23 protein-coding genes are annotated in these 24,630 nt (G+C 45.8%); 6 read left to right on the forward strand and 17 right to left on the reverse strand.

Annotated features, from left to right (window positions below; genetic code table 11):
- Positions 1 to 52 precede the first annotated feature (52 nt).
- The 3 genes from JSU04_19980 (at position 53) to JSU04_19990 (ending at position 1,991) form a co-directional block, all read left to right on the forward strand.
- Positions 53 to 1,450, forward strand: a complete 1,398-nt coding sequence (locus tag JSU04_19980) for a M20/M25/M40 family metallo-hydrolase (protein ID MBS1972597.1) — start codon at positions 53 to 55, stop codon at positions 1,448 to 1,450.
- 82 nt (positions 1,451 to 1,532) lie between these two features.
- The gene (locus JSU04_19985) at positions 1,533 to 1,721 is read left to right on the forward strand and encodes a hypothetical protein (protein ID MBS1972598.1); all 189 of its coding nucleotides are present in this window, start codon (positions 1,533 to 1,535) and stop codon (positions 1,719 to 1,721) included.
- 36 nt (positions 1,722 to 1,757) lie between these two features.
- Positions 1,758 to 1,991: a hypothetical protein gene (locus JSU04_19990; protein ID MBS1972599.1), complete on the forward strand. Its 234-nt coding sequence runs from the start codon at positions 1,758 to 1,760 to the stop codon at positions 1,989 to 1,991.
- A gap of 33 nt (positions 1,992 to 2,024) precedes the next feature.
- Here the strand turns inward: JSU04_19990 and JSU04_19995 are convergent, their stop codons facing one another.
- Together JSU04_19995 and JSU04_20000 are read right to left on the reverse strand one after the other, a co-directional pair.
- Positions 2,025 to 3,092 carry an alkaline phosphatase family protein gene (locus JSU04_19995; protein ID MBS1972600.1) on the reverse strand — a complete coding sequence of 356 codons (1,068 nt, stop codon included), beginning with the start codon at positions 3,090 to 3,092 and terminating at the stop codon, positions 2,025 to 2,027.
- Between the two features lie 122 nt (positions 3,093 to 3,214).
- The gene (locus JSU04_20000) at positions 3,215 to 3,739 is read right to left on the reverse strand and encodes a hypothetical protein (protein ID MBS1972601.1); all 525 of its coding nucleotides are present in this window, start codon (positions 3,737 to 3,739) and stop codon (positions 3,215 to 3,217) included.
- A gap of 99 nt (positions 3,740 to 3,838) precedes the next feature.
- On the opposite strand from JSU04_20000, the gene JSU04_20005 reads away from it, so the two are divergent.
- The gene (locus tag JSU04_20005; protein ID MBS1972602.1) at positions 3,839 to 4,708 is read left to right on the forward strand and encodes a LysR family transcriptional regulator; all 870 of its coding nucleotides are present in this window, start codon (positions 3,839 to 3,841) and stop codon (positions 4,706 to 4,708) included.
- Here the strand turns inward: JSU04_20005 and JSU04_20010 are convergent.
- From JSU04_20010 to JSU04_20045, 8 genes are all read right to left on the reverse strand, one after another.
- The gene (locus tag JSU04_20010) at positions 4,705 to 7,179 is read right to left on the reverse strand and encodes a cation-translocating P-type ATPase (GenBank protein ID MBS1972603.1); all 2,475 of its coding nucleotides are present in this window, start codon (positions 7,177 to 7,179) and stop codon (positions 4,705 to 4,707) included. The two genes, JSU04_20005 and JSU04_20010, sit on opposite strands and share 4 nt — an antisense overlap.
- Before the next feature lie 28 nt (positions 7,180 to 7,207).
- Positions 7,208 to 8,116, reverse strand: coding sequence for a universal stress protein (locus tag JSU04_20015; GenBank protein MBS1972604.1), 909 nt, complete (start codon positions 8,114 to 8,116; stop codon positions 7,208 to 7,210).
- Between the two features lie 56 nt (positions 8,117 to 8,172).
- On the reverse strand, positions 8,173 to 9,432 hold the full coding sequence (locus JSU04_20020) for an acetyl-CoA hydrolase/transferase family protein (GenBank protein ID MBS1972605.1): 1,260 nt from the start codon (positions 9,430 to 9,432) through the stop codon (positions 8,173 to 8,175).
- A gap of 13 nt (positions 9,433 to 9,445) precedes the next feature.
- Positions 9,446 to 10,693, reverse strand: coding sequence for a divalent metal cation transporter (locus JSU04_20025; GenBank protein ID MBS1972606.1), 1,248 nt, complete (start codon positions 10,691 to 10,693; stop codon positions 9,446 to 9,448).
- Positions 10,694 to 10,740: 47 nt separating this feature from the next.
- The gene (locus JSU04_20030; protein ID MBS1972607.1) at positions 10,741 to 11,796 is read right to left on the reverse strand and encodes an NAD(P)-dependent alcohol dehydrogenase; all 1,056 of its coding nucleotides are present in this window, start codon (positions 11,794 to 11,796) and stop codon (positions 10,741 to 10,743) included.
- A 435-nt stretch (positions 11,797 to 12,231) separates the two neighbouring features.
- Positions 12,232 to 12,888 (reverse strand): glutathione S-transferase family protein, encoded by a 657-nt coding sequence (locus JSU04_20035; protein MBS1972608.1) that lies wholly within the window; start codon positions 12,886 to 12,888, stop codon positions 12,232 to 12,234.
- A gap of 325 nt (positions 12,889 to 13,213) precedes the next feature.
- Entirely contained in the window at positions 13,214 to 14,149 is a 936-nt protein-coding gene (locus JSU04_20040) for a universal stress protein (protein ID MBS1972609.1), read from the reverse strand.
- Between the two features lie 8 nt (positions 14,150 to 14,157).
- Positions 14,158 to 14,472 carry a rhodanese-like domain-containing protein gene (locus JSU04_20045; GenBank protein MBS1972610.1) on the reverse strand — a complete coding sequence of 105 codons (315 nt, stop codon included), beginning with the start codon at positions 14,470 to 14,472 and terminating at the stop codon, positions 14,158 to 14,160.
- Between the two features lie 195 nt (positions 14,473 to 14,667).
- Between JSU04_20045 and JSU04_20050 the strand changes: the two genes are divergently transcribed.
- Entirely contained in the window at positions 14,668 to 15,138 is a 471-nt protein-coding gene (locus JSU04_20050) for a host attachment protein (protein MBS1972611.1), read from the forward strand.
- 17 nt (positions 15,139 to 15,155) lie between these two features.
- On the opposite strand, the gene JSU04_20055 is transcribed toward JSU04_20050, so the two are convergent.
- From JSU04_20055 to JSU04_20080, 6 genes are all read right to left on the reverse strand, one after another.
- Positions 15,156 to 16,436 (reverse strand): GAF domain-containing sensor histidine kinase, encoded by a 1,281-nt coding sequence (locus tag JSU04_20055; protein ID MBS1972612.1) that lies wholly within the window; start codon positions 16,434 to 16,436, stop codon positions 15,156 to 15,158.
- Between the two features lie 9 nt (positions 16,437 to 16,445).
- On the reverse strand, positions 16,446 to 16,916 hold the full coding sequence (locus JSU04_20060) for a pyridoxamine 5'-phosphate oxidase family protein (protein MBS1972613.1): 471 nt from the start codon (positions 16,914 to 16,916) through the stop codon (positions 16,446 to 16,448).
- A 213-nt stretch (positions 16,917 to 17,129) separates the two neighbouring features.
- A complete protein-coding gene (locus JSU04_20065; GenBank protein MBS1972614.1) occupies positions 17,130 to 17,792 on the reverse strand; it encodes an ABC transporter ATP-binding protein in 663 nt (220 codons plus the stop codon).
- A 2-nt stretch (positions 17,793 to 17,794) separates the two neighbouring features.
- Positions 17,795 to 19,045, reverse strand: a complete 1,251-nt coding sequence (locus tag JSU04_20070; protein ID MBS1972615.1) for an ABC transporter permease — start codon at positions 19,043 to 19,045, stop codon at positions 17,795 to 17,797.
- Positions 19,042 to 19,863 carry an HlyD family efflux transporter periplasmic adaptor subunit gene (locus JSU04_20075; protein MBS1972616.1) on the reverse strand — a complete coding sequence of 274 codons (822 nt, stop codon included), beginning with the start codon at positions 19,861 to 19,863 and terminating at the stop codon, positions 19,042 to 19,044. Before JSU04_20075 ends, JSU04_20070 begins: the two co-directional genes overlap by 4 nt.
- A gap of 29 nt (positions 19,864 to 19,892) precedes the next feature.
- Complete coding sequence (locus JSU04_20080; GenBank protein MBS1972617.1) at positions 19,893 to 20,879, reverse strand: universal stress protein; 987 nt, start codon at positions 20,877 to 20,879, stop codon at positions 19,893 to 19,895.
- Positions 20,880 to 21,027: 148 nt separating this feature from the next.
- Between JSU04_20080 and ppsA the strand changes: the two genes are divergently transcribed.
- Complete coding sequence (ppsA, locus tag JSU04_20085) at positions 21,028 to 23,487, forward strand: phosphoenolpyruvate synthase (GenBank protein ID MBS1972618.1); 2,460 nt, start codon at positions 21,028 to 21,030, stop codon at positions 23,485 to 23,487.
- Between the two features lie 2 nt (positions 23,488 to 23,489).
- On the opposite strand, the gene JSU04_20090 is transcribed toward ppsA, so the two are convergent.
- Positions 23,490 to 24,620, reverse strand: a complete 1,131-nt coding sequence (locus tag JSU04_20090; GenBank protein ID MBS1972619.1) for a hypothetical protein — start codon at positions 24,618 to 24,620, stop codon at positions 23,490 to 23,492.
- Between the last annotated feature and the right edge of the window lie 10 nt (positions 24,621 to 24,630).

Raw genomic sequence — 24,630 nt, forward strand, 5'->3', positions numbered from 1 at the left:
CTACAGAGAAACAACTCTTTCTTTCAAGAACTGTTCTTGCTAGCATCGGATCATGATAAAACTGGTAACGCTTTTTTCATGGGTTCTCTATTTTTCTGCCGCGCACGCTTCGAATGCGATGGACTTCGACAAATCCACAAACAACGTTAGAAAACTCACTAGCACTCTCATCGAGCAGAACACGACCAATCCTCCCGGCAACGAAGCAAAAGCCGTTGAAACTCTGACCGCTCTTTTAAAGAAAGCGGGAATCTCCTATCATATCGACGAATTTGCGCCGGGGCGAAAGAGCCTCGTTGCCCGCCTGCCAGGAAGCTCCACGGGACTAAAACCTCTTCTCTTACTTGCTCACTTGGATGTTGTGGGAACAGAAAATCAAGATTGGACGACAGCCCCCCACAAACTCACCGAAAAAGAGGGCTACCTCTACGGCCGCGGAGTGATCGACGATCTTTCGATGGCGGCGGCAAGCGTTGAGATTCTTGTTCTATTAAAAAAATATAACACTCCCCTCAAGCGCGATGTGATTCTCGCGCTGACTGGCGATGAAGAAAGCGGCGGCGCGGGCTTAAGTTCACTCTTAAAGAAACATCCTGAGTGGGTGCAAGCGGGAATTGTCTTGAACGAAGGTGGCTCGCCGTTGCTGGATAAAAACGGCCGTGTTTCCATGGTCCGCTATCAAGTGGCCGAAAAAACCCAGCAGGATTATATTCTGAAAGCCAACAGCAAAGGGGGCCACTCGGCTCGCCCCTCTCAGGACAATGCGATTGTCCGGTTGGCAAAAGCGCTTAAAAATATCAGCGAAATTCAGCACCCTCGAAAACTACAACCTGTGATGAAAAACTTCTTTGAAGAAAAAGCAAAGAACGAAGAGTCCCGGTTCGCAAAACTTTTCCGCAAAATCGCTGCTTCAACAGGTTTGATTGATGAGGAAGATTTTAAACTCCTCAATGATCGCCCCGGAATAGCGGCCTCTCTGACAACGACGTGCACACCGACTTTGATTTCAGGCGGAACGCGCGCCAACGTTCTGCCGTCAGAAGCAAGCGCCACAGTGAACTGCCGGATCGTCCCTGACGAAAATCCTGAAGTGGTTTTAAAACGTCTGCAGGAGGCCACAAAGAACCAGGACATTGAAGTGACTTTGGGGCCTTCCATGGACGGGAACTCCAACATTTCACCCACGGAGGGTGAAGGTCCTGCCGCGATTCGCAAAATCGCCGGCGAAATGTGGCCAGGGGTTCCCGTGGTTGCCGGCAGCCAGCTCGGCATGACGGATGCTCGTCGCTATCGTGCTCTCGGTGTTCCCGCCTATGGTATCAATCCTTTCCCACTAAACGAAAGTGACCTTGTTCGAACCCACGGAGCCGACGAGCGAATGCCGGTCTCGAGTCTGCGCACCGGAGTGGAGTTTTACTATCGTCTAGTTAAGGAACTTTCGTCTCATTAAAAGACTGAGTTGATAAACCACATTTTACCTTCGTACGTTGTGAACTTTGGCATTTCAAATAAGCTTAATAAAGGAGATGCCAATGAAAATGATGTTCGTTTCTACCCTTGTTTTATGTTTGTTCGTAAGCCCGATGACTTTTGCAAAAAGCAAAGGCGCTAAAGCTAAAAAAGCTGAAATGATGAGACTCTGCAAAGAGGAAAATCCAGACGCAACCAACAAGCTTTTGAAAAAATGCGTCCGCGACAAAATGAAAGCCAGCAAAAAGTAATTCCACCTGAATCAACCAAATCCCAAAAGGAGTCCCATGAAAACGCACTTGTTAGCGGTTGCCTGCGCATCGCTTTTGACTTTCGGCCTTGTGGCCTGCAAATCCAACGCCCCTAAAGAAGAAGCTGTTGCAGCGGCTCTTCCAGAACCGGTCGCCACTCCGGTCGTAGAGGCGGCTCCAACACCTGAACCGGTGAAGGAAGAAGCTCCTAAGAAATCTGAAAAGAAAAAATCAAAGAAAAAGAAAAGCGCTAAAACGAGCGGAAGCTAGAAAAAAAGCCCGGTTCAACCCGGGCTTTTTTATTTAAAGACCTTGCACTCGCCCATCTGATTTCGGCGACTCTTTGCCAAACCACTGCATCACGGTCGCATGGGTGTCCATCTGAGTTACCGGATAAGTCAGATCTTTCAACGGCGGCAATGATATCCCCAAAGTCGCAACCACAAAGGGTACGGCCGTGTCGTGATCCGGCCAAGTGTCATGCATTCCAAAAGTCAAAAGCCTATGCCCGCCGTGATCTGAAGTCAGAATCACCAGCCACTCTTCACCTTCTTGAAGAGCGCGCGTTTTCACCACCGTCATAAGATCGCCAATCAACCCATCTGTCGCTGCGATCGCACCGGTATAATATTTATTGCTACCAAATCCGTGCTCATGCCCCGCTTCATCGACCTGATCAAAGACTCCCATGACAAGGCCCATTTGCGGATTTGCCATTTGTTGCTTCATCCATTCTGTCATCTTGGAATCACGTTTGGAATCATCGCTATTCCCTGCGCGACGCTCATCCAAATTACAGGAGGAGGTCATCGCAGGTGAAATCCTCATTGTTCGCGCTTCAGGTGAATCGCATTCATAATCGACAATGCCGGCTTTAATATCTTTTTTGTGGGCACTCACCATAAACGCACCGACACCCGAGGCCGCGACCTTAACACCCGCTTCATCACGCAGACGTTTTAAAAATGTCGGATAAGTTTTTGTGGACTTCATAAAGTTCAAAAACGAAGCATCACGATTGTCGAAGACTTGAGTTTTACTATTATCAACTCCCGTTAAAACCGAAGCCCAGCCTGGAGCTGTCAGCCACTGAAAGCCCCGACCTGTTTTCGGACCGCTATGAGTGCGCGCGCACTGAGTATCATAGACATCTTTGCAAACCGCAAACTTTCCGCTGGCCATGAGCTTTTGCAAATTCGGAGCCCTCTGCTGAACCCAGGCTTGATTGTAAATGAGATCCCCGCGTGCACCATCTATGCCGATGACTAATGCTCGACGAGTCTTCCCAGAGGAAGGCACGGGTTTACTCGCTGCCGTGCTCGCTACAGAAATTGAAGAAATAGTGACAAAGATGAGAAAAATTCTGAACACTCAGAAATCTTCACCACAGAAAATGACTTATTCAATCAATAAGTCTCAAGAGCCCTAAAGAATGCATTGCATCCACGAAAAAAAAGCCCGTCCCTTCGACGGGCTTAGGGGGATTCTCGTGATTATTTCACCGTGCAAACGATGTCAGTATAGAGTTTCTTCCACACTGTTTGGTAGCTCACGCCGGCATCACGATTCAATAACATGTCTGCGATTTGTCGGCCCGTTAGAGTTTCCCCATAAGGCGTTTGGAAGGCGTTGTAGATTTCCAATGAACCGTCTTCTTTGACTTTCACAGAAATAGAGCTGCCCCCGCGGGAGTCAGCGACATAGCTTGTGATTTTATTTTGCTCATCCAAGATGACGTTTTCATCATCTAATTTAAAACCCACTGAGCCCGCTGCCGTTGCAAACGTGCCAGATCCCGTCATCTTCACGGTGTAGATAGCCGGCTTACCTGTGCACCAAGGACCTTCACCATCAGACTCAAAATCACAAGGGTCGTGCTTTACAGGCCCTCCCACTTTCACGTTTTCCAAAGTATAGCTGCAAACTTGACCGTTTTGATCAACACCGTTGTACGTTTTTGCTTGAGCCAAAGACGCTGCTAGCGCTAAGCCCGCAATAGAAATCATCATCTTTTTCATGGGAAACTCCTTTAAGTGTATAGACAGGAGTGATTTATACGCCCTTTTTAGATAATTAAAATGGATGTGTTTTTATATATTATATGCAATAATGCATATATGATGAAGTACCCCCGACACCTCATAGAGTCCTTTGTGACGTTTGCGACATTACGGAACGTCTCTAACACGGCGTCGGCATTAGGTATTTCTCAGCCGGCACTGAGCCGTCAGCTCCAGCAATTGGAGGAGCTCATCGGCGAGAAGCTCTTTGAAAAACAAGGGCGCCAGAAAGTCCTCTCTCCCGTGGGACAGGAACTATTTTCACGGATTCAGCCCACCTGGCAAGATTACGACTCGATGGTTGATGGGGTGATTTCTAAATTCAAAGATTCCCCCCAACACGCAATTCGCATCTATGGCCCCACAGAAATCCTCGAACACATCGCAAGCAAAATACAATTCCCTTACCCCCTTGTCTTCGTACCGACCCGCAGCCACGCCGTGACGGCTAAGGTAATGAAAGAAGATATAAGCCTTGGCATCACACGCCTGGTACCGGATGATCTTCAGACGACGGCACGAAAGCTTTTCGAGGAAGATTTTCAAATTCTGTTTCCAACGGCATGGGATATTTCTGCAAAGAGCTTCTCAGCCCGCTTATTAGGAAAGCTGAGTAACTACCCGAGCCTTTCTTATGGGGAAGACTTCGGCTTTCCCCGCGAAGCGTGGGAGAAATACGATCTCGGAACGCCGCCAACGGTTTTACGAGTGATTCCCAATTGGATGGTTTTACAAAACCTCGTTGAAACCGGTCTTGGCTGGTGTATTGCGCCTTCGAATTTGGTTCGCAAAAGCACGAAGTTCTCGGCGCTGACTGTGCCGTCAGAATTGATGGCACCGGTTGCGTATTACCTTCTCTATAAAAAAGATCTCCACCGCATTCCATGGATGAAGTCTCTGATCAACTCAGCACTGAAATCTTACTAACGGATCTTCAGATTTTTAATTTTGCTGGCAATAAATACACAGAAGACCGCCACTAAAGCCGAAATACCTAGTGAGGTTAAGTCTATAGTTTCAAGCTTAAAGATTTTTGATAGGCTCTCAATAAAAAGAATCGCCATCAATAGAACAAGTGCCGCAAAAGAAATCACGACAAAAAATAGATTTGAGAAAACATGCTTTGACGTTTTATTGACAAATATAAGCCCCACGTTCGATAGCACAAAAGCACTGAAAGCCATAGCTCTGGCCTGAGCCTCTCCCCATCCTTGATGCAGCCCCCATAAAAACAACATAAAAATCCCGGCAAAAACAACCATTCCTTGCAAGAGACTTAAGGCAATGTCTTGAAAAGAAAAAAGCGGCTTTTCGAGTTTTCTCGGTGGGACCTTCATTGTCTTTGCACTTTCAGGCTCGGCCTCAAAAACAAGGGTGCAGGCCGGATCAATGATCAGCTCCAAAAACACGATGTGTATGGGAAAAAGTATTAAAGGACCACCGATGAGGACCGGAAGAATCGCCAATGCGGCTATAGGAAAGTGCACTGCAAACAAATACGACATCGCTCTTTGAATATTATCAAAAATTCGCCGTCCTAAACGGATCCCCGCAACGATGGAGTTAAACTGATCATCTAAAATAATAAGATCAGCCGCTTCGCGAGCCACGTCAGTCCCTCGTCCCCCCATGGCCACCCCGACATCTGCCCACTTTAAGCTAGGCGCATCGTTGACTCCATCGCCCGTCATGGCAACGGTTTCGCCGTTGGCCTTCAAGGCCTTCACAATTCTCAGTTTTTGATTGGGGACTACGCGGGCAAAGACATTGACGTATTTTATTCTGTCCCTAAGATCGTTATCAGTTAATTTCTCGATATCTTCACCTGTTAAAAAGGATCCTGAATCCTTCAGCCCGATATCGCCTGCAATTTTAGATGCAATCGCAGGATGGTCTCCTGTGATCATGATTGTACGGATTCCAGCCTGATAACACTCAGTGATGGCTTCTTTCACTCCCTCTCTGAGCGGATCAATAAAACCAATCAGGCCTAGAAATGAAAATTGAAACCCTTTTTGCTCCTTGGGAAAATCAGAACCGCTTAAGGAAGCCTTCGCAACGCCTATTACACGCAATCCCTGTTCACACATTTTAAAAACTTGCTCGAGAACAACCGATTGAAGCCGAGTTTCGAGATTGCATAAATTCACAATCGCCTCGGGGGCTCCCTTGGAAAATACGACCCGCGACTGATTTATTGGCGACCTCCAAACAAAAGACATTGTCAGCTGATCCGGGCTCAGAGGGTAATCTTTTTCAAGGGACCGTTTTGGCAGCTCATATTTCACTTTTTCGCTTTCGGTTTTAAAAGTTTTCTGAAGAGCTTTTTCCATCGGATCAAAAGAGTTTTCATAACTGGCAAGAAAGCCGGCCTCAAGCACAGAGAATATTTCTGCCGAGAGAGGCTCCACGTTCTTGTGAAAATGATACTGAGAATGCTCAGTCCAAATTTGCTCGACGGACATTTGGTTCAGTGTGAGTGTGCCCGTTTTATCCGTGCACAACGCCGTGATAGAACCTAAATTCTCTGTGGCAGATGGCTGACGAACCAAAACCTGTTTTTTGGATAAACGCCAGGCTCCTAGTGCCAGAAAAATCGTCAACACGACCGGAAATTCCTCCGGCAACAAAGAAAGAGCCGCGACAATACCGGCTAAAAGCGCCTGCAACCAATCATGGCGTGTGAATCCAAAAGCTAAAGTTATCACAATACTTGTGATAACTCCCAGGGTTCCAAAGATTCTGACGAGCCCTGCGATTTCTTCCTGCAATCGGGTTTTAGTATCCTTTGCTTCCTGCATGGTCTTGCCGATTTTTCCAAGCTCCGAATGAAGACCGGTCGCAATGACTTTCCCAGTTGCAAAACCGCGAGTCACCAGTGTGCCACTATAAATACAAAACGCGCTCGGAAATTGAAGGCGCGAACCATCGCTAGAAACAGATTTTGAGATTGGCACAGACTCACCCGTTAGAAGGGATTCGTCCACTTCGAGGCTACGTGATTCCAACAGAAGACAGTCCGCGACGATCCGTTCGCCCTCTTTCACAATCAAGGTGTCGCCGGGTACGACCTCCCGGGAAGGAATCTGAATTTCACGCTGGTCACGCCAGACACGGGCTCGCGGGCTTGATAAATCACGGAGAGCTTCGACCGCCCGTGTGCTTCGGCGTTCTTGAAAAATCGCGATAAACACAATGACGAGCACCGACGCTAAAAGAAGCAGACTGTCGTGGATCTCGCCGATAGCAAGGTAAATACCTGCCCCGGTTAAGAGAAGCAGAATCATCGGCTCCCGGAGAACTTCCCAAATCAAAAGCAAAAACGATTTTTTCTTTGCTTTTGGAAGCTCATTGTAACCATCCTTTTCCAGGAGTGCGCGCGCCTGATCGGACTTCATCAGAGCCTCCTCCGGGCCGTTTAAAAATTTAATGTCCTAAATGTGGACCGCTGATCCAAAGGTTGCATTTCTGCGACGCCAGCAAATCTTGCGTAACGCTGCCTAATGCAATTCTTTCAAAGGGTCCCGCATGGGATGCTAGTCCAATGAGCCCTACTTTTTCAGCCTTTGCAACTCTCTCAATAGCGGCACTGGAGCCTGACATAGATTCTTCAACAATGCTCTGCAATTTAATTTTCATTCCTAGTTTTTGTGCTTCTTTGAGCCACTGCTGAATCCTCTGTTCTGCCCATGCTTTTTGTTCTTCTAAAAAATAATCCGGAACTGGAATGGCGACCCCACTGGCAGACGCTGCACTGTAAGCCGGCAAAGGAAAGTTGATAATGTGACAAAGAATGAGGTCAGACGCCTTATTTTTGACAAACTTTAAAAACTCGTGAAAGGCTTTCTCCGAGCCTTCTGAGAAGTCTGTAGCAAAAAGAACTTTTTCGCCTTTCGCAAATAGTGGCTTTTGATGAGTAATGAAGAGAAGCGGCAGGTCCGACGTCTGTAAAAGCTCTTTAGCAAAGCTTCCAAGAAATAGATTCCCTAGGGCCGAACGCCCATGAGAAGTTAAAATAATAACTTCATCTTGTCTTTGATGAGCAAGTTTTAAAACTTGCTCGGCCCACTCGGCACGTTTACCGGAGTGAGATAAAAAGACATCCGAAGGAAGCATCTCGCCCATAGGTAAGGGCTTTAGAAACTCTCGAACTTTTTCCAGCGCTTTTTCTCTGGAGAGCCGGTCGTCATCATAAATATATGCTGGATGCACATGGGTAAAATCACCGCCTAAAAAATGACGCACGTTTTGCAGCGCCTCAACACTGGGACGAAGTTGAGTCTCTGTGGGATCGATGGCCCACAATGCGGGGATTGACTGAGTTGTTTTTTCCATAAGAAGCCTCCTAGATCGCTTTTTTAAAAAAATACTTCAATGTAACATGCTTTAATTCACAAACTCCGGTACGCCGTCCACAAGTCCTCCCGGTCCTCGGGATGGGCGATCTCGATCAGCGCTTGGGCCCGTTCATGCAATGTCTTGCCGTAGAGATCCGCAATCCCATATTCAGTCACAATAAATTGAACATGCGCTCTTGTGGTGACAACACCGGCGCCAGGCTTTAAGGACGGCACTAGTCGCGAACGCCCGTCTTTGGTTCTTGAAGGAAGCGCTATAATGGGTTTTCCACCTTCCGACAGTGCGGCTCCTCTCATAAAATCCATTTGTCCGCCCACACCGGAAATAATTTTACTGCCGATGGAATCCGCACAAACCTGGCCTGTTAAATCCACCTCCACCGCTGAATTGATCGCCACTACTTTTTTATTTCTGCAAATGACATTGGGATTATTGACATAATCCGATGGCAGCTGAATCACCGAAGGATTGTCATGAATGAAACGGTAGACGCGCTCAGACCCCATAACAAAAGCCGAAACGGTTTTTCCCGGATGAACGGCTTTGTGGGAGTTTGTAATGACTCCTGATTGGATCAGCGACAAGATACCATCGGACCACATTTCGCTATGAACACCCAGGTTTTTATGTGATTGCAATTGCGCGAGAACCGCATCAGGGATGGTGCCAATGCCCACTTGCAGACACGCCCCATCCTCAATAAGACTCGCCACATGACGACCGATTGTTGTGTCTTCGGCTGTCGCCACGTGAGCTTTAGACTCTGGCAACGGCATATCGACCTCGATATACGCATCGAGCTGATCAATATGAACAAAACCATCCCCATGCACCCGCGGCATTTGCTGATTGATTTGGGCAATCAGAATATCCGCACTCTCCACTGCGGCTCTGGCCACATCGACACTGGTACCTAAAGTGCAGTAGCCATGTTGATCCGGCGGTGATAAATGCAAAAGCGCCACATGAATTGGCCTACGGCGCGAACGAAACAATTGCGGAATCTCAGAAAGAAAACACGGCAGATAGTCGATGCGCTCCCCATCCATGTAAGAACGCATATTGGCCCCGACAAATAGATTGGCGATGCGAAAAGACTTCCGAAACGTCTCGGCCGCCTGCAAACAAGGACCTTCGGTGTGAAGATGAATGAGCTCCACATCCTCAAGGCGTGGGGCCTCTTCCACCAGAGCCTTTAATAAAACCGAAGGGGTTGCTGCGGCACCATGAATGAAAACCCTGTGATGAGATTGAATCAAACTTAAAGCTTCATGGGGATAACGACACTTCATTCTTTTTCCTTTTTTATTTTGCCAGGTAGATCCAAACCATCGCAGCAACCGCAAGGGCCATAAAAAACACCGTGGCCCATCCTAAAAATTTTAATCTCGGCCGGATAGTACTGCTTCCCATGATGTCCGGCCGAACCGCCATCAGCATCATCACCGCCATAATCGGTACTGAAATCACTCCATTAATAACCGCACTGATATAAAGTGCTTTAATAGGATCCACCGAGGTAAAACCAAGACCGATGCCGATCAAAGTGGATACCGCAATAATACTATAAAATCTTTTTGCCATTCGTGGATGAAGCTCAAGACTGCGGTTTTCCCAATCGAGGGCCTCGGCAATCGCATAAGCTGAAGAGCCTGCCAACACTGGAATTGCCAAGAGCCCCGTGCCGATAATTCCAAGACTGAAAAGAATGAACGTCAACTCTCCGGCAACGGGCCGAAGGGCTCGTGCCGCATCGGCCGAAGTTTGAATATCAGTCACGCCCTGCATATGCAAAGCAACAGCCGCTGTCAGAATAATGAAATAGGAGATCAAATTAGAAAATCCCATCCCGACATAGGTATCTACTTTAATACGATGAAAGTTCTGAGAAATCTCCGCCGCGGTCCTCGGTGGTTTTGAATGATGTTCACGCAGATGCCGGTCTTCAACTTCTTGCGCCGCCTGCCAAAAAAACAGATAGGGACTGATTGTCGTCCCAAAAACACCGACGACAAAAGAAAAATATTCCGCCGACCAAGTCACATTTGGCAAGAGTGTGCGGGTTAAAACCTCCAACCATGGAATACGCACAACAAATAAAGTTGCCGCATAGGCTAGTAAAGACAATGTCAGCCACTTTAAAAAACGCACATACCGACTGTAAGGAATAAAAACCTGAAGTCCCAGCGAAAGCACCCCAAATCCTGCGGCATACAAGTGCCCCGAGCCACCAAGAACCAGCTTTGCTGCTTCTCCCATCGCTGAGATATCTGCCGCGATGTTAATCGTATTTGCAAATAGTAAGAGTCCGACGATGCTGTACAAAACCCATCTTGGATAATGTTGACGGATATTGAAACTCAGCCCCTGCCCCGTCGTGCTGCCGATCCGGGCGCTGACGATTTGAATCCCCACCATCAAAGGGAACGTGAACAGAACGGTCCAAAGCATGTTGACGCCAAAGAGCGCTCCAGCTTGAGAGTAGGTCGCAATTCCACTGGGGTCATCGTCAGCCGCACCCGTAATAAGACCCGGGCCCAGCTTTTTGAGCAAGGAGTCTTCATAGGAGGCTTTTGAATGCGGCCGACTTTTAAAGTTTATCAAGGAGTAATTGCTACCTTTAAAACACCGTCTCTTTGATTTGCGAAGAGATCATAAGCTTTTTCAATATCATCGAGCTTAAACCGATGAGTGACGAGGGGCTTCATATCGACAAAGCCAGAGGCGACGACATTCATCAAACGGCGCATCCGCTCTTTTCCACCAGGGCATAAAGTGGTCACGACCTTGTGATCCCCGAGTCCTGCCGCAAAAGCATCTAGAGGCAGCGTCAGCTTTCCAGAATAGACTCCGAGACTTGACAGCACGCCGCCGGGCTTTAAGACCCGCAAGCAAGACTCGAAAGTTTGCTGTGTTCCAAGGGCCTCGATGGCCACGTCGACACCGCGGCCGTGGGTCATATCCATGATGATTTTTATGGGGTCTTCATTCTTAAAATTAATCGTGTGAGTGGCACCCATTTTTTTGGACATTTCCAAACGTTGATGGACGGCATCGACACCGATAATGGTTGTCGCCCCTTGCAGCCTTGCTCCTGCGGTGGCGCAAAGGCCGATCGGCCCTTGTGCAAAAACGACGACGGTATCACCGATACGGATATGACCGCTCTCTGCTCCACTGAATCCCGTGCTCATAATATCCGGGCACATAAGGACTTGTTCATCTGTCAGTCCTTGCGGGACCGATGTGAGATTCGCCATCGCGTTGGGGACGAGAACATATTCCGCCTGACAGCCGTCGATGGTGTTGCCGAACTTCCATCCGCCAATCGCGTGCCCGCCGCACTGGGATTGATGACCATCTAAGCAAGGACTGCATTGCCCACAGGGAGTGATGGCGCCCACGATCACTCTTTCACCGATCTGATATCCGGTCACGGCACTCCCGAGAGCTTCAATGACGCCGACAGGTTCATGACCGATGGTGAGGCCTGGCTTGACGGGGTACTCGCCTTTTAAAATATGCACATCCGTTCCACAGATGGTCGTTGTCGTCACACGGACTAAGGCATCCGTTGGACCAATTTGGGGAACGGGTTTTTCTTGGATTTCGATTTTTCCGGGACGGACAAATACGGCCGCTTTCATTGTTTTCATAAACTTAGATCCTCCTTCAATGGCAGTCAGAGTTCTCTCTTCAACTTCCCTTATCCGGGTCTAAAACTAAAGTTTCATGATAATCAAAAACATGTTTGAGACAGAATGCCTCGGGACATTTTGTCCGGAAGCTTGACGCGCATCCAAACTCCATACAGTGCGATCACTAGACCTAATATTTGAATGATCATGTTTGCCGGATTTAAGCGGAGAATGACGTTGTTGCAGGGTTTGCGTTGCCATAAGCATCTCCTTTTTGAAGGAGATGTTACCACAATCAAGTGCTCATGAACTGTGGTAAAACCGCGACTTTCGACAATACTATTGATTATAAACATAGCGATTCTGTACGGGATCTAGAACAATCGTGTTCGGGTGAGCATAAGGCGATAGGCGCCGGACGATGTTTAGAAGAAAATCACACAGGGAGCAACGTTAGCCACCTGTGAAAACAGCGAGCTGTGCCGCAAACGCACGCTGGTACGCAGGCCGAGCTTCGGCACGAGCAATGTAATCACAAATTTTCGGAAAGGCCTTCAGCAACCCTGAACTTTCCAAACGGCGCAGCACCGTGACCATCAAAAGATCACCGGCACTGAAATCACCATCGAGCCACTCCGAATCCCCGAGGAAATCAGAAAGTTCTTTCAAACGCACATTCACGCGCTCATCAAGGACTGCCAATCGCTCGCTATACCAAGGTTTGTTACGCTCAAACAGAAAGCAATTACTGCGTTCAACAACAGGCAGCTCCAAAGTATTCAGCGCTGAGAATACCCACATGATCGCGCGTGCCCGGGCATTGACCTCTTTAGGCAGTAAACCGGGAAGCTTTTCACTGATATACAAAATGATGGCACCAGACTCGAACAACACCAAATCATCTTGTTTAAAAGCAGGAATTTGCCCAAAAGGCTGAAGCTTGCGATAAGGCGACTGCTTCATTTCTTCAAATGTCAAAAGCTCCACATTGTACGGCTGCCCTACTTCTTCCAATGCCCATCGAACACGAAAATCTCGGGCAAGGCCACGCCCACGATCCGGAGAACTTTTAAATGCAGTGATTGTCGGAGTCGAAAAAGCTTGTTTCATCAGTCACCTCTAAGAAAGCAGTATACTGATTGAGTCCCTAGTTCAGTACTTATTTTTGCATTCTCGCAATACCTTTCGTTTTCTTATAAAAAACGCTTTTTCTTCTCATCCATAGATTCCTTCTTCGTGCCTAATAAGCCTTTAGCCGGAGGAACTTATGGAGCCTATTTTTGACAAACGTCGTGAATTTCTTATTTCAAGCGCCACCCTCGGTGCAGGGCTTTTGCTTCCTAATTTTGCCGTCGCAAAGAACGATAATGAGAAAAACTGGTAAACTCTCCGATCTTGTCGAAACGCTCGATATTTAACTCTTGAGGCCGCACCTTTATGCCTTCTCGACTTCCGAGGAAGGAACGACAACGACGGGCACCGGCGAAGATAGAATCATGCCTCTTGTCGAACTGCCAATAAAGTTCTTTAAAAACTTCCGTCTGGAATGAGTGCCCATCACAATAAGATCATAGACACCTTTGACTTCTTTTGAAACCTGCTCCTCAAGTATCCCGGGTTGTTCTAAAAAAAGGCTGTCCACAGAGAAGAGTTTCCGCCGAAGAGAGCTGACCTTCCGCTCTAGGCTCTTCTCGTGTTGCTTAATGTTTTTTTTTGAAAAAACTCTTAAAGAGGGTTTAATACCACGAGAAACGAAGGTTTCTCGCAGCTCATGCAGCATATCACCTGCCGAGTAGCAAACCGTAAGATGCCCGCCTAACTTCTGGCCCAACTTGACGGCCAGTTTCTCGGCGGGAACACTGGCTTTGGTTAAATCCGTGAGGCAGAGAATCTTTAAAGACTCTTCGGGATCTAGTTGGTATTTCAGATTTTGCGCTTCTGGGCCGAAGACAATAACAGGATCGCTCGAGCGTCGTAAGATCTCCTCCGAGACGCTTCCAAGAATTGCCTTTTTTAATCCCCGGTTTCCGCGACTGCCGACAACAACAAACTCGTATTCATTTTTTTGCTCCTCTCTTAAGATGGAAAGAGTGGGATCACCAATTCTAGTGGCAACGTTGGTGTGAAACACGCACCGAGAAAAATGATTTCGCAAGAAGCTTAGAAGTTTATCTTTCTTAAGCGTCAGTTTTTTCTTTTCAATATAAGGAATTTTGTAAGAATTGATATTGTCGACATAGAGAACCTGCAAATCTGAATTCAGTCGGGACGCAAGTTCTTCACAGAAATCTCGCAATAACTTCGATCTTGCAAGACCCGACCTAGAGGTATCTAAAAGGTCATCTGCCAATAGAATTGGTTTCAAGGCCACGAACCCTCCTATTGCAAGACCTTCTTAGCATTCTCAAGGCCTCCGAGATTTTCCAAGTGTTTAAAACCAAGTTCCTGCATGATCGAAACAGCCTGAGTGGACCTCCTGCCGGAGGCACAATAGACTTTATACTCATCTTCACGGCTGAGCTTTGATACTTCAGTTTTAAAATTGGGATTTTTAACATCTATATTCATGGCCGCCGCCACATGATCTTTGGAATACTCCTCGGGAGTCCGCACATCTAGTATGACAACCTTCGCAAATACAACGGAGCTCAGAGAAGAAAATAAAAACAAAAGAAGTAGAATTGCATTACGCATGAAAACTCCTTTTTCTTATAAAAGTTGTATGTTTTATTCTTCACTAAAGATAATTGACTTTTTTTACAAAAGTCATCTTGGCTTTCAACACGCTTATAAATAGAAAAAAGGCCTCTTTTGATTGTAAGCAAAACCGGCATTTTTTTCTGTCACCTCCTTAAATATTGAAAGATCTTTTAGGGATCGGAGGACGATATGCATTGGTTTGTCGTAGCCAGCCAGAAGGAAGTTAGAATCTTTATAAAAACATCGGACCGTAGCAAGATTGAGCTTATTAAAACGGTCACGAATCCTCTAGGTACGGTTAAAAAGCGAGACCTCATTCGAAAAGAAGCTGGACGTGGCACCAAATCATTGGGAGGACACCTGGGATCTACACACTATACGGAAGGCAAAAGACATGATCCCCATGAAGAGGCTGAGATTCAATTTGCAAAAGAAATTGCCCAGTTTCTTGAAACTGAGCGCTTGAAAAATAGTTTTTCATCAATGACCCTCGTTGCTGAACCGCATTTCCTAGGAAAAGTGAAAGCTGAGATGGGCAATAAACTTCAAGAAAGTGTCACTGATTGGATCAAGAAAGACCTTCAGAAAACACCTCAAAGTGAAATTGCCAATTTTATTTTGCCTAAATCCGAACCAAGCTCTTTTGAGAATTCAATATAATACGAAATTTCATACCACTAGTGCAACATCGTCTTATGAGGCAGAGGGATCCAAAAAACAAATGTGGATCCTTCACCTATTTGACTCTGAGCTGAGATTTGTCCGCCATGCTTTTCTACAATCTCTTTTGCGATGGCTAGTCCTAAACCTGTCGAGCTTTCGCCTTCTGTTGGCGACGTGCTCGTCCTGCCAAATTCGGTGAATAATAAATCCATGTCTTGCTCAGGAATCCCCTGCCCGCGATCTTGAATGGAGAAAAACAGTTTCGAATTCTCCGCTCTCACATCAAACTTTATTTTAGTTCCTCTTTTTGAAAACTTAATGGCATTTGTAATCAGGTTATCAAGGACGCGGCGAATCCTCATCAAATCAAACTCTGCCTCATCAGGAAGATCAAATCTTGGCACCCAATCAAAACTAATTTCCTTGGCTCGACCAAGGACTTCCCCGGTTTCAGTCACGTCGTTTATAAAGTCGATAAGATTCACTTTTTGAATATCTAAGGAACTGCTCGTGTCTTTTACTCTGCGTAACTCGAGAAGCTCTTCTAAAAGAACCAACATTTCTTGGGTGGTGCTATTCAACATCTGAAATACTTCTTTAACCGGCTCTTGCAGATCTTGGTACCAATCTTCCGTCGCTGCATAGTTCAAACACGCTTTAATCGTGCTGACCGGAGCCCTTAAATCATGCATCACTCTTGCAAGAGCCCTTTCCCGAGACTCACTGGCTTCAAAGTATTTTTTCAAATGGGCTTGCTCTACAACAATCGACAGCTGATCCGAGATTGCAGAGAATATTTGCACATGCTGATTTTCATACATATACGGCTGGAAACTTGAAAAAAACACAAAACCGACGGGTTTATCACCGGCTCTCAACGGACACGTCAAGCTAGACAATATTCCATCTTTTAATGCCAGGGCCGTCGACTCAGAGGTCGGGTGAAGAGAATAATAGGATCTTAAATCACTTATTATTCTCGGCTCACCTGTTTTAATAATGTTTTCTAAACTGCTGCCGTGAAGTGCGGCCGAGTAGTTTCTCGCGAGATTTAAACACTGCTTTTTCGAGCGCACCCAGATTAATCTGGCCACAGTGTTGTCTTTCTCTAAAAGTGCGATGCCAATTCGGTCATAGGGAATAAGTAAATTTAAAGAGTCGAAAATAAAATCGAGAATCTGCTCATGATTTGATCCAGAGATCATCTTTTTATTGACTTGCTGAATGACCTTTCCAAGAATGACATCCGACGCCTGAGCTAAATTTTGAGTCTCATTTTCTGATGTATTTTCCATATTGGTCTCTTACGGCCTCAAAGCATGAAGATTTCCCTCAAAGCGCCCGGACAATTTACTGACGTGAATTCGATAGATTACGGCCTCTTCAAAAAGCGCATCAAAATCCATCTCAAGAGAAGACGACTTTCCATTTGCAATCTGATGCGTGATTTTTTTTATCAGCATTCTCATCGCCGTGGCTGCTTCGTCGCCATGAAGTTCTTCATATCTTCCCCAGGCTATGGCACTTCTCCACGCGAACATATCGTAAATCTCTTCAACCTCAATGCACACTTGAGGATTCTTTCGCATCATAGAGATTTTTTTTCCATCCTTGGAGTGGCTATAGATATAAGGATTCTCAAAAACATAAGTAATAGGCACAACATAGACTTCATCGGCCAAAAAGCACCCTAAATGCCCTATACTTCCGCGCTCTAAAGTCTCTAAGACATCTGTTTTTTCTAGAAAATCAATTTTTCCATGATCAAATTTCATGAAATCTCCAAACACATTGGCCACTCAAAAACTCAGAGAGTGTTTTTCTAAAAATAAGTAAAACTTTAGAAAACGGGTTTTCAAAAAAAGGAAATTATCTAGAAATTAAGCATCAGAAATGTTCACATTGTTTATTTTATCAAAACAAAGCCGCACCTTGATTAAAAACACGATGATTCGACTCCACGAAATTGAAGGCTAACCTGGCATTTTTTACTCCTCTACCATTCTGCCGTCCTTAAGACGAATTTGCCGTGGCGCCATACTCGCAAAGTCCGGATCGTGAGTAACCATAAGAACAGTCGTGTTATTTTTTTTGTTCACCTCTTGCAATATTCCCATAACTACGTCGCTATTGGCCGTGTCTAAGCTTCCAGTGGGCTCATCCGCGAATAAAAACTGTGGCCTCATAATGAGGGCCCGGGCTATCGCGACTCGTTGTTGTTCGCCGCCAGAAAGCTGCCGTGGATAACGATGCAGTTTCTCTTTCAGGCCGAACTGGTCTAATAAGAATTCGGCATAGGGCGAAAGCTCTTTCTCGCGTTGAAACTTTAAAGTGGGCATCAAAACATTTTGTAAAGTTGTCAGTTCGTCAATCAAGTAGTGAAATTGAAATACAAATCCCATTTTTAAATTACGAAATCGGTGAAGATCCTCAGATTCCATAGACTGGATATCATTGCCGGAAATCTCGATCTTTCCTTCTGTGGGATTATCAAGACTGCTCAGAATGTAAAGCAGAGTGCTTTTTCCTGAGCCGGATCGTCCCGTTAATGCGACGAATTCGCCGTCTTGAATATCTAAATTGATGTCTGTTAAAACACGGTTTGGTGGCTTACCAATAGTTTTACCGACATGAGTGGCACGAATTCCCAAGTTCATCCTCCTGATCGAATAATTTCAATGGGAGTGAGCTTACCGGCGGCACGCGCTGGAAGGATACTGGCGATCGAAACTGAAAAATTACCTAAGATCATAGCTTGAAGATAGATCGAGAAAGACAAGGAAATATGCAAATGTCCGCTGGGGTTTGATTGACTCACCGGCATAAATGGAATGGTCTGAAGATATAGGCACAAAAAGTACCCACAAACCAACCCCATCACCGAACCGCAAACGCCAATAATCAAACCCTGGGAAAAAAATAGCATCACAATGTCGAAAGTGTCGTAACCCATCGAATGAAGAATCGCAATGTCTTGACGCTTTTGATTCACCGTCATGTTCAAAACATTATACATACCAAATCCAGCAACAATTAAAACTGTCAAAATCATCGCAAATCTGAGGCTTGTTTGAATTCTGAAAACAGAAAAGATGTTCGCATTCTGCTGATCCCAGCTCTCGGTCCGCTCTGGAGCAATCTTAGACCAGTTCGTCGCAATGGCGGCCGCCTGACTGTAGTCCTTTAATCTCACACCAATCTCGTTAACAATATTCGGAGTGCGATTCACTCTTTGCACATCACTGATGGCGCCATAGGCCTGTAAGTCAGCCCCCCTATTTCCTGTTTTAAAACGTCCAATCACTTTAAATGGCACTGGCGGCTGAGTTCCGACGGACACTAAGACTGTCTGATTCATGCCGGCCCCCAGTCTCTTCGTGAGTTCGTCGCCCAAAATCACACGGTTGCCGCCGGTAGCAATGTCAGTAAACTTACCGTCGATCATGTATGCGGCAATACTTGTGACTTTCGCCTGCTGCTCGGGATTACAGCCAATTAAATTCGCCGAAACCGAAATTTTCGACAGTGTAAACAGTGCTGGCGCCGTCAAAAGGGGCGAAAATGCTTCAACACGAGGATCTGCTCGAAGCCGCTCGTACCAACTTTGGGGGTTTTGAACCTCAATGTACCCCTCCACTCCAGAAGGGGGGCTCACCCAAAAAATATGGCCAAAGAGCTTTCCAAAAAAGGCTTCATCTAGTTGATGCTCCGTCAGATAATCTTGTCGTGCTTGAATATGAATTTGCGCCTGGTTATTCACCAACTGCTCGACAATAAATCCCTGAAACCCCAAAAAGAATCCGGAAACAGAAACATAGGCCATCGTACCAAAGAACACGCCTAGCAAAGTCAAAAGGGTCTGCCGCCTTCTTTCTAAAAGGTATCGTATCGCTAAAAAAATCATCCGCCGACATTCTTTCTTATAAGGAGACGATCGCCTTCTTGAACATCTCCAGAGACGACCTCTGCCATATCTTTATCGATGAAGCCCAGCTTTACCGAAACTTGTTTCACTCTTCCCTGCCCGCCGCGCCTAAGCCATACAAAATCGCCCTCGATGGCGGCCACCGGAATAACGATAACATTGTCATGCTTTTGAATTTCAATAGCGACGTCGGCGGTCATTCCCGGCAATATCTGTCGAGGCAGATGAGGCACATCAATTCGAGCTAAAAAATTGTTGTCGTTTGAGTAAACGGATTCAACCGTCCCGGAGTAATTGTTTTCGCGAATGCTATCAAAACTGAGTTTTACATTTTGGCCTTTTTTTACCTGCAATGCTCCTTGCTGTTCTAAAGAAACGACGACATAGCGGTCCAGCAAATCCACAAGAATCAAAGCTGGCAGCGGGGCAAAGACATTTTCTCCAACTTTATTGGGAAAATAAGTGATGGTTCCACTAAATGGAGCTCGATACACCATTTGTTCAATATGAACTAACTTATCGCCTTTTTGAACGTAATCGCCCTCTTTAACAAAGACCTCTTCAATATGGCTGGTAATACCAACTTTGAGCTGGAAACTGCGATTTGCGGTAACGGTTCCTATGCCGTAAACTGATTGAGTAATAGAGCCTTTTTTAACAGGCTCTGATAAGACCCCCTCGTTTCTTAAAGCGTTTCTGCGAAAAATGAAAACAGCTGCAATCAGTGCAATTAAGATAAATCCACTCAGCAAACGATGACGATCAATGCCCTTTACAATCGCTCTCAAAAAATTCATGGAGTCTCCTCACAGGAGGATCGTGATTTTCAAGATCCAAAGCGAGGGCCACAGACCCACAAGTTAAACTTTTGTGAGCTCATCAGATCCCGCGTCACACTGCCAATAACAAGTTTCTCAATAGGACCGACATGCGATACCAAACCGATAAGAGCGACCTTTTCTCGTTCTGCGATAGCTTTTATGGAGTGTGCAGGTGCCGATAAAGATTCCTCCATAATGTTATTAAGTCGAATGTTGATGTCTTTTCCTTCAGCTTCTTTAATCCAACGCTGAGCTTCTCGCTCGGCCCACTCCTTTTGGTCCTCTCGGTAATAATTTAGCAAGGGCATCGACATTCCATAGGCATCCACATATTCGTAGGGAAAGCTGAGGACATGACACAAAATAATTTCACTGGTTTTCCCCCTGACGAGATTCAAGAACTCTTGAAAAGCGACTTTGGACTGTTCTGAAAAATCAGTGGCAAACATCACTTTGTCGCTGACCACATAACTGCTCGTATGGGGATTTATAAATATAATCGGGATGTCTGATTTATTTAAAAGATCGCGAGCGAAGCTTCCTAGAAAAGTAGCTCCCAGTGACGAGCGTCCGTGGGATGTTAGTAAAACAACCTTCGCATTATGTTCATGGGCAATATTCAACACTTTTTCAACTCGCTCAGACCTGTCGCTCGAAGGTTCACTATAGACATGAAAAGGTTCTGTATCCCCTAAATCTAAGAACATCATAAAGTTCTGCATTTGATTGCGAGCTTCACCTAATCCCTGATCTGACTTAGGACAAACATATATTGGATGAACTTTCGAAAACCCACCCCCCAATAGTCGAGCAATCACTTTTAAAGTACTTTTATGAGGGGCCATTTTTTGTTCATAGGGATCTATTGCCCAGACAGCGTTGACGAATTCTTTTTCTTTGATGGTTTGCGGTGTCAGTTCCACGCTAAAATCCTTTTCAATCAGATTTAAATACCAATCGATAAAAGGGCCAAAAATTTCATCTTTTGCCAAAACTCTGCCACTAATTTTGTTATTTGGTCAGTGATGTTTTCGTCAGATCGATTTCCATGCCTTCAGGCAAAAGACTGAAATTTTGTAGTTCTTAGGCCCTCCTTATGAAAAGATATATTCATCTTTAAAACCAAATAAGAGGTGCGAAATGCAAAACTCCTCACCAGATTCTCAAGAATCTAGAATTCTTTGGCTCAACCAAATTCGTGCAACAGATGTCAGCGTGGTCGGTGGTAAGACTGCCTCACTTGGAGAAATGTACAACCGGCTTTCACCAATGGGAATTCGCGTACCCAATGGCTTCGCAATCACTGCGCAAGGCTTTCAAGATCATCTTGAAGCGCACAAACTCACCGCTCCGCTCAAGGAACTCTTCGATGAAATAAATTTAAGCAGCCCGGAAGACATCTCTCAGAAAGCATACTGGGCCAGACAGCTGATACTGACCTCTCCTTTGCCGGCAAAACTAGAGATAGACATTATCAATGCCTATACTAAGCTCAGCCAAGAATTCGGTGAGACTGCGACCGACGTCGCAGTTCGAAGCAGCGCCACCGCCGAGGATCTGCCCAACGCCAGTTTCGCCGGCCAGCAAGAAACCTATCTCAATGTTCGGGGCAAACATCAGCTCATTGAAGCGTGCCGTAAGTGCTTCGCTTCTCTTTACACGGAGCGAGCAATATCTTACAGAAACAAGCTTGGTTTCGATCAATTGAAAGTTCGTCTTTCAATTTGCATTCAAAAAATGATTCGCTCAGATTTAGGAGCTTCTGGTGTGATGTTCACGGTCGACACCGAAACGGGCTTCTCGAATCTTATCTTAATTAGTGCCTCATATGGTTTGGGTGAAAATGTCGTTCAAGGGCTGGTGACGCCGGATGAGTATTGTGTTTTTAAACCGACTCTCGCAGACTCCTTCCGTCCCATCTTGAGGAAAGAACTCGGTAGTAAAGAGACAAAGCTCGTCTATGATACCAATGGCGAAAAGCTCACCAAAAACATTCCGGTCTCTTCTGAGGACCGAGCGAAATTTGCTCTCTCCGACGATGAAATACTAGAGCTCGCACGCTGGGGTCTGCTTGTCGAAGAGCATTATGGTAAAATCCATGGTCGCTGGACGCCGATGGATATTGAATGGGCCCGCGATGGTCAAGATGGCAAGCTCTACCTTTTGCAGGCGCGCCCAGAAACTGTCCAGGCCCGGCGGCAACTTGCAAAAGTGACCGAGAGCCATCTCCAAGAGCAAGGGGCCTTGTTAATTCAGGGTCACAGCGTCGGACACAGAATCGGTCAGGGGCAAGTACGGATTATTCAGCATTTGACAGAACGAGACCAATTAAAGCCCGGCGAAGTCCTAGTTGTCGACAAAACAGATCCGGACTGGGAACCGATCATGAAAAATGCCGCTGCCATCATCACCAATAGCGGCAGTCGCACATGCCATGCCGCTATTATCAGCCGCGAACTTGGCATTCCGGCGATTGTCGGAACAAAGAATGCCACAACGGTCTTGCGTAACGGCCAGGATGTGACAGTCAGTTGTTCGGAGGGGGAAGTTGGCAATGTCTACGAAGGCCTGCTAAAGTTTACCACTGAGGAAATTAACTTATCCCAGCTAAAGCGCCCAAAAACCAAGATCATGCTCAATATCGCAGATCCTTCGAAAGCTATCTCGCTTTCTTTCTTGCCTCAGGACGGAGTGGGTCTTGCGCGAGAAGAATTTATTATCACAAATCACGTCAAAGTTCATCCGCTAGCTCTTGTTCATTACAATGAGCTTAAAGATCTCCGCGCGAAATCCGAAATTGCAAAACTCACTGCTGGATACGCCGACAAAACCCGGTACTTTGTCGATAAACTCGCAGAGGGGATCGCCATGATCACCTCAGCATTTTATCCTAAAGACGTGATCCTCAGACTCAGTGATTTTAAAACAAGTGAGTATGCTCACCTTTTGGGGGGTGAACAATTTGAGCCCCACGAAGACAATCCTATGATTGGATTCCGTGGAGCTTCCCGTTATTACCATCCGCAGTACCAAAAAGGTTTTGCATTAGAATGTGAAGCCGTTAAAAAAGTCCGCGATCAAATGGGGCTTGTTAATTTGAAACTCATGATCCCTTTTTGCCGAACTCCTGAAGAGGGCGAAAAGGTGATCCAAGAAATGGCAAAAAATGGCCTCATCCAAGGCAAAAATGGTCTTGAAGTTTATATGATGTGTGAGGTTCCCAGCAATGTCATTCTCGGCGATTCCTTTGCCGATATCTTTGATGGCTTCTCGATTGGTTCAAATGACCTGACACAGCTCACACTGGGGGTCGACAGAGACTCTCATCTGATATCCCAGCTGTTTGATGAACGAAATGATGCGGCAAGAATGATGGTTGCCTTCGCCATTCGCGCGGCGAAAAGAAACGGCAAAAAAGTGGGGCTCTGCGGGCAGGCCCCTAGCGACTTCCCTGAATATGCAGCGTTTCTCGTTCGCGAAGGTATCGACAGTGTCTCCTTAAATCCGGACGCGGTATTTAAGACTTCAAAAGTTATATTGGAAGAGGAGCAAAAAATGCAAGAAGCCGAATTTAAAGAAAATCCAATGGCTTTACACTAACTTTAGTCATTCACTTTTTTAACCAGCTCCTGCATCGTCTTTAACTGAGTTGAGACAGCCTCTGGGATTTGAGCACCTTTCGTACCGGTAAAAGTCACGGCAATAAGGTCCTGATATTCCGTCAAACACTTTTTGGCAATGGGACTCTTTGGAAACTCAAGCACGCATTGCTTTAAGTAAAGCTCCGGAAAAGAATAAAAGGCGTCATGACTGTAACGTGATTCGCTGAGTGAAAGCCAATAGAGAATATCCGGTTTAAGATGCGTACCGGGATAATTTTGCAGATACTGATGAAGCACGCTGGAAACTTTCAAATAACTTAATTCCCTGTCGGCACTATTAAAGTTAAACTTGCCTGCCAATTCGTCTTTTAAATTAGATTCCGCGTACTTTCTCAACTCTTCTTCATTTGAGCTCTTAAACGCCGGATACTTTTCTTTCTTCAATTTCTCGGCGGCCCCTTTGAGGTCTTTAATTTTTTTACTAAGATGTTCCGGAAGATTTTGATTTTTAGAATCTTCGCTAAGAGCATTTATAAGTCCCGCGAAATCTCTCTTGACACGCACGTAGTAAAACAACTGGCGCAGAACGACCTTTTCCGCATCTTCGGCCGACAAATTGCTCGGGTATGCTTTGATAGCTTTATCATAGGCTTTCATCGCCCCGGAAAAATCACGCACGACAAAAAGAAACTCACCCTCTTCAAACGAATTTGTCAGTGTCTGATTCTTATTAAACTCACTAAAACGTGTGGAACTTCCTGGACCTTGAGTATGACAACTCATGCAAACGCTTAACGTAGATTTAAGAATCAACAGGGAATAAGCCGACTGGCCATTGTCATAGACAGCCTCCGCTTCTCTGAGTTGCTGATTGAGAACATCACTAGAGACCAAGAGTCCCGATCGGCGAATCATGGACTCATGATTCATTTTTTGACTGAGTTCAATCATTCTCTTAAGAGAACCATCAACAACATCATGGTTTTTTGGATCGGTGTATTTCACTTCAGAAACAATATAGGGCTTTAACTTGAACAACTCGATCTGCATTTGATCCATAAGCGGCTTGACTTGCGTAAAAGCAATCGACCCGACTGCAAAGACCACCCAGTAAGGAATTAACTTTTTCATTTTCCCTCCA

The sequence above is a fragment of the Bdellovibrionales bacterium genome (assembly GCA_018266295.1).
Taxonomy (GTDB): Bacteria; Bdellovibrionota; Bdellovibrionia; order Bdellovibrionales; family Bdellovibrionaceae; genus JACMRP01.